This window comes from Gilliamella sp. Pra-s52 (genome assembly GCF_009795805.1).
GTDB lineage: Bacteria > Pseudomonadota > Gammaproteobacteria > Enterobacterales > Orbaceae > Gilliamella.
Map to the genome: position 1 here is coordinate 1 of NZ_WTEY01000006.1, position 14,780 is coordinate 14,780.

The 14,780-nt window shown below is 35.3% G+C and carries 14 protein-coding genes; 7 read left to right on the plus strand and 7 right to left on the minus strand.

Features of this window, described 5'->3' with window-relative positions:
• Positions 1-483: 483 nt before the first annotated feature.
• Positions 484-2,133: a glucose-6-phosphate isomerase gene (gene pgi / locus GQ594_RS06090; RefSeq protein WP_160411876.1), complete on the plus strand. Its 1,650-nt coding sequence runs from the start codon at positions 484-486 to the stop codon at positions 2,131-2,133.
• Between the two features lie 85 nt (positions 2,134-2,218).
• Here pgi and crr read toward each other — a convergent pair whose 3' ends face one another.
• The 4 genes from crr to GQ594_RS06110 form a co-directional block, all read right to left on the minus strand.
• Complete coding sequence (gene crr, locus GQ594_RS06095; protein ID WP_160401602.1) at positions 2,219-2,722, minus strand: PTS glucose transporter subunit IIA; 504 nt, start codon at positions 2,720-2,722, stop codon at positions 2,219-2,221.
• A gap of 9 nt (positions 2,723-2,731) precedes the next feature.
• On the minus strand, positions 2,732-4,459 hold the full coding sequence (gene ptsI, locus GQ594_RS06100; RefSeq protein ID WP_160411875.1) for a phosphoenolpyruvate-protein phosphotransferase PtsI: 1,728 nt from the start codon (positions 4,457-4,459) through the stop codon (positions 2,732-2,734).
• A 52-nt stretch (positions 4,460-4,511) separates the two neighbouring features.
• Positions 4,512-4,769 carry a phosphocarrier protein Hpr gene (gene ptsH, locus GQ594_RS06105; RefSeq protein WP_160401606.1) on the minus strand — a complete coding sequence of 86 codons (258 nt, stop codon included), beginning with the start codon at positions 4,767-4,769 and terminating at the stop codon, positions 4,512-4,514.
• 131 nt (positions 4,770-4,900) lie between these two features.
• Positions 4,901-5,263, minus strand: a complete 363-nt coding sequence (locus tag GQ594_RS06110; protein WP_160401608.1) for a hypothetical protein — start codon at positions 5,261-5,263, stop codon at positions 4,901-4,903.
• 124 nt (positions 5,264-5,387) lie between these two features.
• On the opposite strand from GQ594_RS06110, the gene GQ594_RS06115 reads away from it, so the two are divergent.
• Both GQ594_RS06115 and pepP read left to right on the plus strand, forming a co-directional pair.
• Positions 5,388-5,930, plus strand: a complete 543-nt coding sequence (locus tag GQ594_RS06115; protein WP_160401610.1) for a UPF0149 family protein — start codon at positions 5,388-5,390, stop codon at positions 5,928-5,930.
• A gap of 40 nt (positions 5,931-5,970) precedes the next feature.
• Entirely contained in the window at positions 5,971-7,281 is a 1,311-nt protein-coding gene (pepP, locus tag GQ594_RS06120; protein ID WP_442903531.1) for a Xaa-Pro aminopeptidase, read from the plus strand.
• A gap of 98 nt (positions 7,282-7,379) precedes the next feature.
• On the opposite strand, the gene GQ594_RS06125 is transcribed toward pepP, so the two are convergent.
• Positions 7,380-8,201 carry a TonB family protein gene (locus GQ594_RS06125; protein ID WP_160411873.1) on the minus strand — a complete coding sequence of 274 codons (822 nt, stop codon included), beginning with the start codon at positions 8,199-8,201 and terminating at the stop codon, positions 7,380-7,382.
• 154 nt (positions 8,202-8,355) lie between these two features.
• On the opposite strand from GQ594_RS06125, the gene ispB reads away from it, so the two are divergent.
• Both ispB and GQ594_RS06135 read left to right on the plus strand, forming a co-directional pair.
• Positions 8,356-9,342, plus strand: coding sequence for an octaprenyl diphosphate synthase (gene ispB, locus GQ594_RS06130; RefSeq protein ID WP_160411872.1), 987 nt, complete (start codon positions 8,356-8,358; stop codon positions 9,340-9,342).
• A gap of 144 nt (positions 9,343-9,486) precedes the next feature.
• A complete protein-coding gene (locus tag GQ594_RS06135) occupies positions 9,487-10,368 on the plus strand; it encodes an EamA family transporter (protein ID WP_160411871.1) in 882 nt (293 codons plus the stop codon).
• Positions 10,369-10,482: 114 nt separating this feature from the next.
• Here the strand turns inward: GQ594_RS06135 and ffh are convergent, their stop codons facing one another.
• Positions 10,483-11,850 (minus strand): signal recognition particle protein, encoded by a 1,368-nt coding sequence (gene ffh, locus GQ594_RS06140; protein ID WP_160411870.1) that lies wholly within the window; start codon positions 11,848-11,850, stop codon positions 10,483-10,485.
• Positions 11,851-12,050: 200 nt separating this feature from the next.
• Between ffh and GQ594_RS06145 the strand changes: the two genes are divergently transcribed.
• Positions 12,051-12,434, plus strand: coding sequence for a RidA family protein (locus GQ594_RS06145; protein WP_160411869.1), 384 nt, complete (start codon positions 12,051-12,053; stop codon positions 12,432-12,434).
• 383 nt (positions 12,435-12,817) lie between these two features.
• On the opposite strand, the gene GQ594_RS06150 is transcribed toward GQ594_RS06145, so the two are convergent.
• Positions 12,818-13,105, minus strand: a complete 288-nt coding sequence (locus GQ594_RS06150; RefSeq protein WP_160411868.1) for an NINE protein — start codon at positions 13,103-13,105, stop codon at positions 12,818-12,820.
• 441 nt (positions 13,106-13,546) lie between these two features.
• On the opposite strand from GQ594_RS06150, the gene GQ594_RS06155 reads away from it, so the two are divergent.
• Positions 13,547-14,740, plus strand: a complete 1,194-nt coding sequence (locus GQ594_RS06155) for an amino acid aminotransferase (protein ID WP_160411867.1) — start codon at positions 13,547-13,549, stop codon at positions 14,738-14,740.
• Positions 14,741-14,780: the final 40 nt, after the last annotated feature.

Sequence of the window (14,780 nt, forward strand, 5' to 3'; positions counted from 1 at the left end):
TGTGAGAGTAGGGTGCCGCCAGACTTTTAAATAGATGAGCCCAGCAGTAATGCTGGGCTTTTTTGCTTTTGGGATTTTTATTTAGGAAAATACTAAAGCAGTACACTAATAGTAATTTAGAATTATAATTTATTGGTTTATTTTAATTTACCCTTATTTGATATTGAATAATTCTGTTAATGATATCATTTTATTTAACCACACAAGAGATACTAACTTTTCCCTCCGTAACCTAAATGAGATAGATAGAGCCTAACTAAAAGGACATGTTCATTCGTTATTTTTCACTGGTAGTCCTAAGTATAGATGAAGAAAAACTTAATCTAATAAAGACTGTCAGGAAAGCTATTGATTTTATTTGATTTTTTTATTTTGTTGTTTTTTATAAAAATTACTCCATTTTAATCGACTGGATCCTTATCTTGCATCATGTCAGGCATAGTTATATCATGGCTACAATCCCATATTATTAAGGAATAAACTATGTTAAAGTCAATTGATCCAACTACTACTGAGTCTTGGAAATCGCTCCAAGCTAGCTATGAAAAGCATCATACTAAAACCATTGCTCAGATCTTAAAAGAAGAACCACAACGCGTTGAAAAGCTCAGCATTCCTTTTGAAGATGAATTTTTGGTTGATTTGTCTAAAAATCGTATTACGCAAGAGACACTAGCATTACTTTATAAACTTGCTGACGAATGTGATCTGGCTGGCGCAACACAGGCCATGTATAGTGGTGAAAAGATAAACCGCACTGAAGACCGGGCAGTACTGCATGTAGCGTTACGTAACGTATCAAATACACCAATTTATGTTGACGGTAAAAATGTGATGGATGATATTAATGCTGTTTTAGCTAAGATGGAATCATTCAGTAAAAAGGTGATCGAAGGTGAGTGGAAGGGCTATACTGGTAAGGCGATTACTGATGTGGTGAATATTGGTATTGGTGGTTCAGATCTAGGACCAGTAATGATTACCGAAGCGCTACGACCTTACAAAAATCACTTGAACATGCATTTCGTATCAAATGTAGATGGTACACATATTGTTGAAGCACTGAAAGGTTTAAATCCTGAAACAACGTTATTTTTGGTGGCTTCTAAAACCTTTACTACACAAGAAACCATGACTAATGCACAGACAGCACGTGCATGGCTACTTGATGCGGCTAAGGATGATAAAGCGGTTGCGTTACACTTTGTTGCATTATCAACTAATGCTAAAGAGGTTGAAAAATTTGGTATTGATACTACCAATATGTTTGAGTTTTGGGATTGGGTTGGTGGTCGTTATTCGTCATGGTCTGCGATAGGATTATCAATTGTATTATCTATTGGTTTTGATAACTTTAAGCAATTTTTAGCTGGTGGTCATGCGATGGATAAACACTTCCAAAATGCGCCAATCGATAAAAATATCCCAACTTTACTTGCGTTAATAGGTATTTGGTATAATAATTTTTGCGGTGCTGAAACCGAGGCGATTTTACCTTATGATCAGTATATGCACCGTTTTGCTGCTTATTTCCAACAAGGAAATATGGAGTCGAATGGTAAGAGCGTGGATCGTAATGGATATAAAACGCCGTATACTACAGGTCCAATTATTTGGGGTGAACCGGGTACAAATGGTCAACATGCGTTTTATCAGTTAATCCATCAAGGGACTAAGCTCATTCCTTGCGATTTTATTGCTCCGGCGATTAGTCATAATCCAGTTAGCGATCATCATCCTAAGTTACTTTCTAACTTTTTTGCTCAAACCGAGGCTTTAGCATTTGGTAAAACAAAAGCGCAAGTCGAGCAAGAGTTTATTGACGCTGGTAAGACACTTGATGAGGTTAAATCTATTGTTCCATTTAAAGTCTTTGATGGTAATAAGCCGACTAATTCGATATTAGTGAAGAAGATCACTCCTTATACACTTGGTGCATTGGTTGCAATGTATGAGCATAAAATTTTTACTCAGGGCGTTATTTTAAATATCTTTAGTTTTGATCAATGGGGTGTAGAGCTTGGTAAGCAATTAGCTGGACGAATTTTACCTGAATTGACTGATGATAAGCCAGTAAGTTCTCATGACGATTCGACCAATAGTTTGATCAACCAATATAAAAAGTGGCGTTAGATTATTTTAGTCAATCGACTATTAGAGTAGAGGATAAAATAAAACCTTCAGCTTTGGCTGAAGGTTTTTTTATAGATATATGGCGTTACTTTTTAATTCGCATTATTGGCGTTTTACCCGCTTCGATAGTACCTGATAATTTAGTTAACTCAGTCACTGTTTCCATATTAGAAATAACTACTGGCGTTAACACTGATTTTGCTTTGCTTTCAAGTAGTGGTAAGTCGATTTCAATAATTGTGTCGCCTACTTTTACTTGTTGACCCTCTTCTGCAATTCGAGTAAATCCTTCGCCTTTTAGTTCTACGGTATCAATACCAAAGTGAACAAAAAGTTCGATACCTTCGTCTGATTCAATAGCAAAAGCGTGGTTGGTTTCGAAAATTTTGCCAATTTTGCCGCTTAATGGTGCAACGATTTTGTTACCAGATGGTTTGATGGCAACACCATCACCAACGATTTTTTCAGCAAAAACCACATCTGGCACATCTTCGATTTTGACAATTTCACCACTTAAAGGGGCAATAATCTCGATGCTATTTTTATTATCATCAGATACAAATTGCTTAATTTTATCGAATAGACCCATTATTGTCTCCTAACAAACTTGCTTTTCAGCAGTATAATTTTCAATTAACTCGATGATTTCTTTAGATGTCGCTTTTTCAAGTACGGTATCTGCAAATTTTTTCGCTTCTGCATAATTAGTATTACGAATTAATTTTTTAATTTTTGGAATAGATACTGCACTCATACTGAATTCATCAAGTCCCATACCTAGTAATAAGATGGTAGCTCTTTCATCGCCAGCAAGTTCACCGCACATTCCTGTCCATTTTCCTTCCTTATGAGAAGCATCAATAACTTTTTTAATCAATGTCAACACAGAAGGTGAAAACGGATTATAAAGGTGAGAAATTAGTTCATTACCACGGTCAACAGCTAAAGTATATTGTGTTAAGTCGTTGGTACCAATACTAAAGAAATCTACTTCTTTGGCTAAATGATGTGCAATCACAGCTGCTGCTGGTGTCTCGATCATAACGCCGATTTCAATGTTTTTATCAAATGCTTTACCTTCAGCACTTAATTGTTCTTTAAGAATATTGATTTCTGACTTTAATGTACGAATTTCTTCAACCGAAATGATCATTGGGAACATGATACGAAGTTTACCAAATGCCGATGCACGCAATACTGCACGTAGTTGTGTGTGTAGTATTTCTTTGCGATCTAAGCAAATACGGATAGCTCGCCAGCCCAGGAATGGGTTTTCTTCTTTTGGTAGATGCATATAAGGTACATCTTTGTCACCACCAATATCCATGGTTCGAACAATAATTGATAAGCCATTTGTTGCTTCAGCCACTTCTTTGTAGGCTTTGAATTGTTCTTCTTCATCAGGATATGCTTCACGATCCATGAACAAAAATTCAGTACGATAAAGCCCAACACCTTCGTAACCATTACGTTCAGCCCCAGCGATGTCACGTACAGTGCCAATGTTGCCACAAATTTCTACTTGATGGCCATCAAGTGTGACTGCAGGTAAATCCTTTAATTTTGCCAGTTCTTCTTTATCGGCTGTGTATTTTGTCTGAACTTGTTTTAGTTTTTCTTGAGTATTGTGATCTGGATTAATATAAATGGCATTATTTATTGCATCTAAAATAATAAAATCACCATGTTTGATCGCTTGAGTGGCATTAGATGTGCCGACAATAGCAGGGATTTCTAAAGAACGCGCCATGATTGATGTATGGGAAGTGCGTCCACCGGCATCAGTAATAAAGCCTAATACCATTTCTAAGTTTAATTGAGCTGTTTCTGACGGTGTTAAGTCAGTGGCAACTAGGATACATGGTTGATTGATTGCACTAAGATCAACAATTTCGATACCTAAAACATTTTTAAGTAATCGTTTGCCAATGTCACGAATATCGGCAGCGCGTTCTTTTAAATATTCATCATCTAGATTTTCAAGCTCTTTAGCTTGTGCCTCAAATACTGATTGCACCGCAGCGTCTGCGCTTGAATGCTTGCTTTGAATACGAGAAATCACTTCTTGTTCAAGATCTTCATCTTCAAGAAGCATGATATGCCCTTCAAAAATAGCGGCTTTATCTTCCCCTAGTGTTAACTTTGCTCGCTCCATAATTACGTTTAGCTGTTCGCTTGATTTTTGGCGAGCCTCTTTAAAGCGTTCTATTTCAGCGTCAATTTTGTTATCAAGAATTTGTCTATTATTAATAACAATTGGTTCTTCTTTTAGTAATAACGCTTTAGCAAAAGCGATACCGGGGGAAACAAGTATACCTGATACCATAACATTTAGTCCTTATTCAATTTTAAAACCGTTCATATCTCATTGGGAGTGATTATTCTAATTCTGGAATTAATTTTACTAGATGTTTTACTGCTTCTTTTTCGTCTTCACCTTCGGCAGAAATGCTAATGGTTGTTCCTTGTGTCAAGCCTAAAGTCTGCAATTTAAATAAACTTTTAGCGCTTGCACTTTTGCCGTTAGATGTGACAGTGATTTCTGCATTAAAGTTTTTTGCTTCTTTAACGAATTGCGCCGCAGGACGTGTATGAAGCCCGTTAGATGCAGTAATAGTGACATCTTGTGTATACATTTTTTTACTCCCAAAAATATTCTCATATTAATGACCAATATAAATAAAAACTGCCTGAAAGGCTAGTAAGATTTCATTGTTTATATTAAGTCAATTGTATTAGTTAACATTTATTATGATAACTATGTTTTTCAGTATCGGTAGATGCGAGTGATTTTATCACTACATTTTTTAAATTCTACCTGCCCATGGATTCCATGTTTTATATTTTCAAACACGATTTCTTCACTGCCATCAAGTTGTGAGGCGCGAATTTCTTTTTTACAAAAAGCTTCAAATCGTTGTAGTTCTTGTTCGCCATTACCTATTTTATATGATTTAGGCAAATCTTGACTGGTTACATTGGTCTGTATTTTATCCTGTACATCAAGGATAATGACACCTTTATTAGGTAAAAATGAGCTACAGGATGCTAACGACAATGCTAATCCTGAGAAACATAATAGACTTAATCGTTGCAGAGATAATTTTGCAATTAATCTAACAATGTTCAAAATAATTCCTTTATAAAGCACAGTAACCTGTTTATTATTTATAATTGAATACGGATTATATACTAATAATCAAAGAAAGTGCAGAGTGCATTTTTAGTGATATGACAAGATTAGGGTGGAGCTTATGTCTGATGCTATTAATTACGACGAATTTAATCGTCAATTAATCCAAAATAAAATTGGTATTACTGCTGCTGAGTTGCATGGTTTTCTTTCTGGAATTTTAGCAGGTGGTAATCATGATGAAAGTTGGCATCCTTTAGTTAGCGATATGTTAAATAATGGTCAAGCGATTGTTGAACCATTAGCTGAGCAAATAAAAAGGCTTTATCTGTTAACTAAGCAACAATTTTCTAATGATGATTTTGAATTTGAGCTATTACTTAGTCATCATGATTTGTTTACGCAAATTGATGATTTGGTTGGTTGGGTGAATCATTTTTTACTTGGTATTGGCCTTGTACAACCTAAAATTAACCGTCTGAAAGGCGATGTCGGCGAAGCGATTTATGATTTACGCCAAATTGTTAAATTGGGTTATGATGAAAGTGAAGATCAAAAAGAGCTTGGTTTTGCATTTGAAGAAATTAAAGAGTATGTTCGTATAACAGCTATGCTCTGTTTTGATGAGTTTAACGAGCCTGATATAGCTCCGACCATTCATTAATATGAATAATTACATCCCATTAAGTAAGGCTATGACTATGATAAACAGTAATATCAAAACAGAACTATTGTCACGAAGAGAAAAACTATCATCCCAGATGACTACAAATAGTGTTGCACTTTTTTTTGCTGCCCCTGAAATGACACGCAGTAATGACACCAATTACCGATATCGGCAAAATAGTGATTTTTGGTATTTTACGCTTTTTTCTGAGCCAGAAGCAGTTTTTATTATTGTTAAACAAAATGATAATTCTACTAGATATGTGTTATTTAATCGTAAAAGAGATCGACTAGCTGAAACTTGGACAGGTTATCGATTAGGACAACAAGCAGCGTTAGATGCTATTTTTGTTGATGAAGCTTATGCATTTGATGAAATTGCTACCGTATTACCTGATTTATTGAATGGTAAAACAGCAATTTATCATGCTGATCAGCAATATGAATATGCTGATAACATTGTTGATAACGCAATGGAGACGTTGCGAAAAGGTAATAAAATGAATCTTTTCGCACCCAGTTGCATGATTGATTGGCGACCGCTAGTTCATGAAATGCGTATGTTTAAATCGGATTTTGAAGTAACTATTTTACGGCAAGCTTGTCAAATTAGTGCTAAAGCTCATGTTCGCGCTATGCAAAAATGTCAACCAGCGATGTTTGAATACCAGCTAGAAGCCGAAATTTTACACGAATTTGCTTGGCATGGGGCACGTTTTCCATCTTATAACACGATTGTTGGCGGTGGAAATAATGGTTGTATATTGCATTATGAAAATAATAATAAACCGTTAAAAGCGGGTGATTTAGTTTTGATCGATGCTGGTTGTGAATATCAATACTATGCGGGGGATATTACTCGAACATTTCCTGTTAATGGTCAATTTAGCCAAGCTCAACGTGAAATTTATGACATCGTTTTAGCATCACAATATCAAGCAATTAAATTACTTAAACCGGGTACTTCTATTATGGACGTGAATCATCACGTCGTTAGAATAATGGTTGAAGGCTTAGTCAAATTAGGCATTATGCAAGGTGATATCGACACTTTAATTGCCAATAAAGCATATATTGAATTTTATATGCACGGTTTAGGGCATTGGTTAGGAATTGATGTGCATGATGTTGGTAGCAATCGAGCTAGAATATTAGAGCCAGGTATGGTTTTAACCGTAGAACCAGGCTTATATATTAATCAAGATGCTGATGTGCCAGAGCAATATAAAGGTATCGGTATTCGGATTGAAGATAATATTTTAATCACTGAATCAGGCAATGAAGTTCTAACCAGTGATGTTCCTAAAGAACCGCACGAAATTGAAAAGTTAATGGGAAAAAATAAGTAAATTATTAATGGTAAGCCATAATCACTTTGCTTAAGGTTATGGCTTACCAGTTAGCTAACTATCAAAAAGCTAATACCTAACTATTTATTATCCAATTATTAATTGTTATCTAAACGAATCGATTTATCACGATTGAAGATAATTTTTATTTTCATGTCTTTGGTGGCAATGGGTTGATATTTCCAAGTTTTCATAACGCTGATTACTGAGCGATTAAATATATTATTGGGAATTGCCTCAATAATACGAATATTTTCAACTCGTCCATCACTGTTCACATCAAACTTTGCTACGACATAACCTTCTATGCGCATATCGAGTGCTCGGCGTGGATATTCAGGTTGATTTCGCCTTATCGGCGACGGGTTTCCTGAATATTGACGATTATCAGAAATCTTAGGTGCAACAGATGTTTTGGCAATATTTGGGCTATTTACTTCTTGCCTAACTTGTTTGTGCGAAGCTTTTTGAACTGGTGGACGCTTTTTCTTTGGTTTTGGTTCTTTTTTTATTTCAATTTTCTTTTCGGGCTCAATAGTTGGTTTATCAGTAACTTTTTCGATGATGGGTTCTGGCGTTTCTTCTTTTACAACTTCCGGCTCGGTTGGAACTTCTTCTATTTTTTGATTATCAATAATTGGACTATTTTCTACGCCTTGTATGTCTGGGGTGTCTTCTACTAGGGATTGTTCAGGTGCTGCTAATAGTGATAGATCAACCATGACGGCTTTGATGGAATTATCACCCTCATCAACCGCAATATTTTGGGCAAGTAACGCAGAACTAAATAGCATTACCAATAACACAAGATGCGACAGGATGGAAGCCGATGTGCATAGATAGGTGTGTTTTGGTTTTTTTTTAGTAGGGCTTTGTGGAGCCTTGGTATGATCGATGTCTATATTAAAGTTAATCTTCATAACAATTATCATTTTCAACTTAAGATATGTATTTTAAATGAAAATGAGTATCATTTATAGTGTTTTTTAAAATATGATAGATGACACCTTGTTGCATAAAGATATTTATCAGATAATAGAAAACAAATATCTATTATTTGTAGTGGTTAGACTGATGAATACTCCATCAATGAATCAAATACTCGATCTTGTTAAAGAAGATCTAATCAAAGTCAATCAGGCTATACAAGCAGAACTCAACTCTGATGTGGCTTTAATTAATCAATTAGGCAATTACATCATTAGTAGTGGTGGAAAACGCATTCGTCCGGTTATTGCTTTGTTAATAGCCAAAGCACTCAATTATCAAGGTGATAAACATATTATTACTGCTGCTTTCATCGAATTTATCCATACTGCTACTTTATTGCATGATGATGTTGTTGATGAATCAGATTTGCGTCGTGGCAAATCAACAGCAAATGCGCTTTTTGGTAATGCGGCAAGTGTACTCGTTGGCGATTATATTTATACACGTTCGTTTCAAATGATGGTACGCACAGAATCTTTTAAAGTCTTGACTATCATGTCGGCAGCAACTAATGTAATTGCCGAAGGTGAAGTTCAACAACTTATTAACTGTAACGATCCCAACATTACTAAAGAACAATATTTAGAAGTCATTTATCGTAAAACAGCCCGTTTATTTGAAGCAACTTCGCATTCGGCTGCGGTGTTAGCCGGCGCTAATGAAACACAAGAATTGGCTTTACAAGAATATGGAAAATACTTGGGAACAGCCTTCCAAATTATTGATGATCTGCTTGACTATAGTGCCGATAGTAACCAAAAACTGGGTAAAAATTTAGGCGACGATCTTAACGAAGGCAAACCAACATTACCACTTTTACACGCCATGCATCACACAAAAAATGCTCAAGATGCCGAATTAATTCGCCAAGCAATAGAACAAGGTAATGGACGTAACTTGTTAGAACGTATTTTAAAAATCATGGATGAATGTGGATCGCTAGATTTTACATTGCAAACAGCTCAAAAAGAAGCGCAAAAAGCATTTGATGCTATCGCCATCTTACCTGATTCACCTTATAAAAAAGCGTTACAAGATCTTGCCTTATTGTCAGTAAAAAGGGAAAACTAATTAATCAATTCGCAAATAAATGAGTATTCAGTTGAACAGCTATTTTTATAGCTAAATTCATGGCGTTATATCTAATCATATAGTTTCCTGAAAACTTCTTGCCATTAGTTTCATATACAATAACTTCAATTAAGGTAATTATTCATGTTTAAAAGAGCTTTGCCTATTTTATTAATCTTTATTTCGATGATTTCGGTTCAAGGCAGTGCATCAATAGCTAAATATCTGTTTCCTGTATTAGGGCCTGAGGGCATGACGGCTTGGCGATTGTTTTTTTCGTCCATTCTGTTGATTTTTATACTCAAACCATGGCGTAAAACAATGACAAAACAAGCATTGAAATATGTTTGTTTGTACGGAATTTCAATTGGTGGCATGAATTTAGCGTTTTATAACGCAATTGCTAGAGTACCATTGGGGGTTGCTGTCGCTATTGAACTTACAGGACCTATTATGGTGGCAATGTGCTCATCAAGAAAACTACTTGATTTTATTTGGCTAGGTATTGCTATTATTGGGCTGTCTATGCTTTTGCCTCTTTATCAAGTTACAGATAATTTAGATCCTATAGGCATTTTATTTGCGTTATTAGCGGGAAGTGGTTGGGCGTGTTACATTTTATTTGGACGCAAAGCCAGCACTATTTATGGAACATCAAGCGTAGCAGTTGGGTCAGTTATTGCTGCGTGCTTTTTATTCCCTATTGGAATTTGGCAAAGTGGTAGCACAATGTTTTCGTTGGAACTGCTTCCGCTTATTTTTGTCGTTTCATTATTAGCATCGGCAATCCCTTATGGCTTAGATATGATTGCACTACCAAAATTACCGGCGCAAACATTTAGCACATTAATGAGCTTGTCTCCTGTCTTTGCCGCGCTTTCTGGATTGGTGGTTTTGCGCGAACAGCTAACTTGTAATCAATGGTTAGCCATTGTCTTTATTATTATTTCGTCCATAGGCACAGTACTTACTATGAACCATCCAGTAAAGATTAAACCGATTAAATCAAATAGTGAAATAAAGTAACAAAATTAAGCGACTAAAAACAATATCGCACTGTTTATCAGTGCGATATTTTGGGGAAATTTGAAATAAAGATTATGATAGTTATCGCTGTTGAAAATTTGAATTTGTGACGCCTTAACGAGGAGGGAATCCCATACCTCCACCCATTAATCCTTTCATTTGGCGCATCATTTTCATCATGCCACCGCCTTTCATTTTTTTCATCATTTTTTGCATATCTTCAAACTGTTTTAATAGCTTATTAACATCTTGCACTTGTGTGCCAGAACCGTTAGCAATACGGCGTTTACGTGATCCTTTAATTATTTCAGGGTTAGCACGTTCTTTTAATGTCATTGAACCAATAATAGCTTCCATTTTGATGGTAATTTTATCATCCATCTGAGCTTTGATATGATCAGGAAGTTGACCAACACCGGGTAATTTAGCTAGCAAAGCACCCATTCCGCCCATATTACGCATCTGCTTGAGTTGGTCTTGAAAGTCATTAAAATCGAACTTATCGCCTTTTTTTAGTTTTTTGGCAATTTTCTCGGCTTTCTCTCGATCGACATTATGTTGTAGATCCTCAATCAACGAAAGTACATCACCCATGCCTAAAATGCGTGAGGCAATACGATCTGGGAAAAATGGCTCTAACGCATCAGTTTTTTCTCCCATTCCTAAGAATTTAATTGGTTTGCCCGTAATATGACGAATAGATAATGCTGCCCCACCACGAGCATCGCCATCAACTTTAGTTAAAATTACACCAGTAAGAGGCAATGCATCGTTAAACGCTTTAGCTGTATTGGCGGCATCTTGTCCTGTCATCGCATCAACCACAAATAATGTTTCTATTGGATTAATGGCTTGATGAAGCGCTTTGATCTCATTCATCATGTCACTATCAACATGCAAACGACCCGCGGTATCGACAATAAGCACATCAAAGAACTGCAATCTTGCATGTGAAATGGCTTTATTAACGATATCAATAGGTTTTTCATTAATATCAGATGGAAAAAACTCAACATCAATCGCTTTAGCTAAGGTTTCAAGTTGTTTAATTGCTGCAGGGCGGTAAACATCGGCAGAAACAACTAACACTTTCTTTTTTTGCTTTTCTTTTAAAAATTTGGCTAACTTAGCAACACTGGTTGTTTTACCTGCACCTTGTAAGCCTGCCATTAACATAACAGCTGGAGGTTGAGTAGCAAGATTAAGCGAACTGTTAACTTCACCCATTGCTGCTGTAAGTTCCGCTTGAACAATTTTGATAAACTCTTGTCCTGGTGTTAAGCTTTTACTAACATCTAATCCAACAGACTTTTCTTTAACTTGATTAATAAATTCACGAACGACAGGCAAAGCAACATCAGCTTCGAGTAAGGCCATACGTACATCGCGCAATGCGTCTTTGATATTATCTTCAGATAGTCGCCCACGACCACTGATATTACGAAATGTTTGTGATAAACGGTCGGTTAAATTCTCGAACATATTAACTCTCAATGAATAAAAAAATTATGTTTATGATATCAGAAAATTTCAATAAGTCCCACGATCATAATTTTGCGTTAGCTTGACACTAAATTGTGTTCCTGATGAAATGAGAACGTAAAACAAAAAAAGAAAAACCAAATATATTCACCATATTGGTAACTAAATAACACAATAGATTAAAAAGGAGAAAATCGAATATGGCAAAAATAATTAGTACAGATAAAGCGCCAGCCGCTATAGGGCCTTATGTTCAGGCTGTTGATTTAGGTAATATGTTATTTGCATCAGGACAAATTCCATTAGACCCAAGCACTGGTGAAATGCCAAGTTGTGTGAAAGAGCAAGCAAAACAAAGTTTAGCAAATGTTAAAGCGATTGTTACCGCTGCTGGTTATCAAGTGAATAATATTGTCAAAACGACTATTTTTTTAGCCGATATGAATGATTTTGCTGTGGTAAATGCGGTATACGAAGCCTTTTTTATTGAAAATAATGCGACTTTTCCTGCTCGTTCTTGTGTACAAGTTGCTCGAATTCCTAAAGATGCTAAAGTCGAAATAGAAGTGATTTGTAGCAATTAATCGCTTTTTTTACAGGAAGTTGAGAAACTACTGTAATGAATATGCAACATAAAAAACAAAACTAATGCCTTATCACAGACAATAGATAGGGCACTTATATCGTAAAGAGAAAATAATTGTCACTTATTGTTACAATCTAGACTAAGGAAAAGTATGAATTTAAGAGGAATATGTTGGGATAATGCGGTCGTTAAAATTTTTTCACCCACTTAAAACACATTTTAATGGTAAAAAAATGTTGTGTAATTTTGAATAATTCTAAAATTTATTCTACTGAATAGAATTAAAAACTCAAGCGATTTTGGATAAAATCACCTCATGAAGCTTTAAAGAATTATTTTATTTGTAAAGCGAAAAACTAGATATTCTCATTTTCTTACATATTACCTATCCTTTTCATTTATAGCACGATTTGATGGTTCAGAATGACAAACGTTGTTAACTTGAATTGAAATATTATTTGGTGGCTGACCATATTTATTTATGTGGATACAGTTTACATAGTCAACCATGCCACTAGTTAGAAAAAGGTCTAAAAACCATCCAAAACCAAATAAACCAGCAGTAAAAAACCAAATGATTCCTGTAATCCATTTACCACAGTACATTCGATGGACACCCCAAAAACCCAAGAAGAACCATAACAAATAAGCTACACTTTTATTTCTCATAATCATCCTTATTTTATAATTACATAATGTTATCTGATTATAATTAAGTTGATTTTTTAGTACTTATATCCCTATTGATATCAGATCAACTATGTTTATCCTTACTCTTTGTATGTAATTAATGCTACAGTAGCTAAAAAAGAATATCAATAAAAAGTTTTTAAATTAACATGTTACTTTGATTGATTTAACTATGGACAATAATAAATACATATAAAAACAAAACTAATGTCTTATGAGTTTTTAGAGAATTATTTTAATCATTCTGTGTAAAAAACGGTGTTTTCCTACATTTTATTTTTTCTAAAAAGCATGATTTTTAACCAAAAATCAAAGTAATTATTTGTTGTTAAACTGCTATTTAATGATTGATTGCCAATAAAGTTGGTGCAATAATCTACAATTATTTATTGTTATTTTTGTCTTAACTGGATTGTGAATATGTTTGAAAAAGTAGAGCCGTATGCAGGCGACCCGATTTTATCGTTAGTCGCTGAATTTATTAATGATAATCGAGATAATAAGACTAATTTAAGTATTGGTTATTATTATGATGAAAACAGTATAGTTCCTCAATTAGAATGTGTAAAAATGGCTCGCGATTATATTTATCATTACAATCAAGAGGCACAGCTTTATTTGCCTATGAGTGGGTTACCATCCTATTGCCAAGCTATTGGCTCTTTATTATTTGGCGAACAACACGCTGCTTATAAAGACAAACGTATCGCAACAATACAGACACTAGGCGGATCGGGTGCACTTAAAGTGGGTGCTGATTTTTTATTTCGCTATTTTCCACACGCTCAAGTATGGGTAAGTGATCCAACTTGGGATAATCATATCGCTATCTTTAGTGGTGCGGGTTTTAAGGTCAACCAGTATCCTTATTTTGATGAACAAACATGTGGCGTAAAATTTGATGCAATGCTTGAAACATTAAATCAATTGCCAGCTAAAAGCATCGTATTACTTCATCCTTGTTGTCATAACCCAACTGGTGCTGATTTAACTCATGCTCAATGGGATAAAGTGATTGAAGTATTAAAGGAACGGGATCTAATTCCTTTTATGGATATTGCTTATCAAGGTTTTGGTGAAAGTATTGACGATGACGCTTATGCCATTCGAAAGGCGGCAGATGCAGGATTATGTGGCTTTATTAGTAACTCGTTTTCAAAAACATTTTCACTTTATGGTGAACGTGTTGGCGGTTTATCGGTTTTATGTGATAACAATAACGTCGCCAACCGCGTATTAGGGCAACTGCAAGCAACCGTTCGTCGCAATTATTCTAGCCCATCGGCTTATGGTGCACAGCTAGTTAGTTATATACTAAATAACCCAACCCTTAAAGAACAATGGGTTAAAGAGGTGGATGCGATGAGAAGCCGTATCGTAACAATGCGAACAATGCTTGTCGACCTACTGAAAACTGCTATACCCAATCGTAATTTTGATTATTTAGTTAAACAGCGAGGCATGTTTAGCTATACCGGCTTTACAAAAGAACAAGTCACACAATTAAAAGATCATTTTGCTGTTTATTTGGTGGGCAGTGGAAGGATGTGTGTGGCGGGTTTAAATCACCATAATATTGATCGTGTGGCAGAAGCATTTGCTGCATTAAAATAAACATGCTACTAAAAGGAGTATATTTTATGTTCCATAAAGT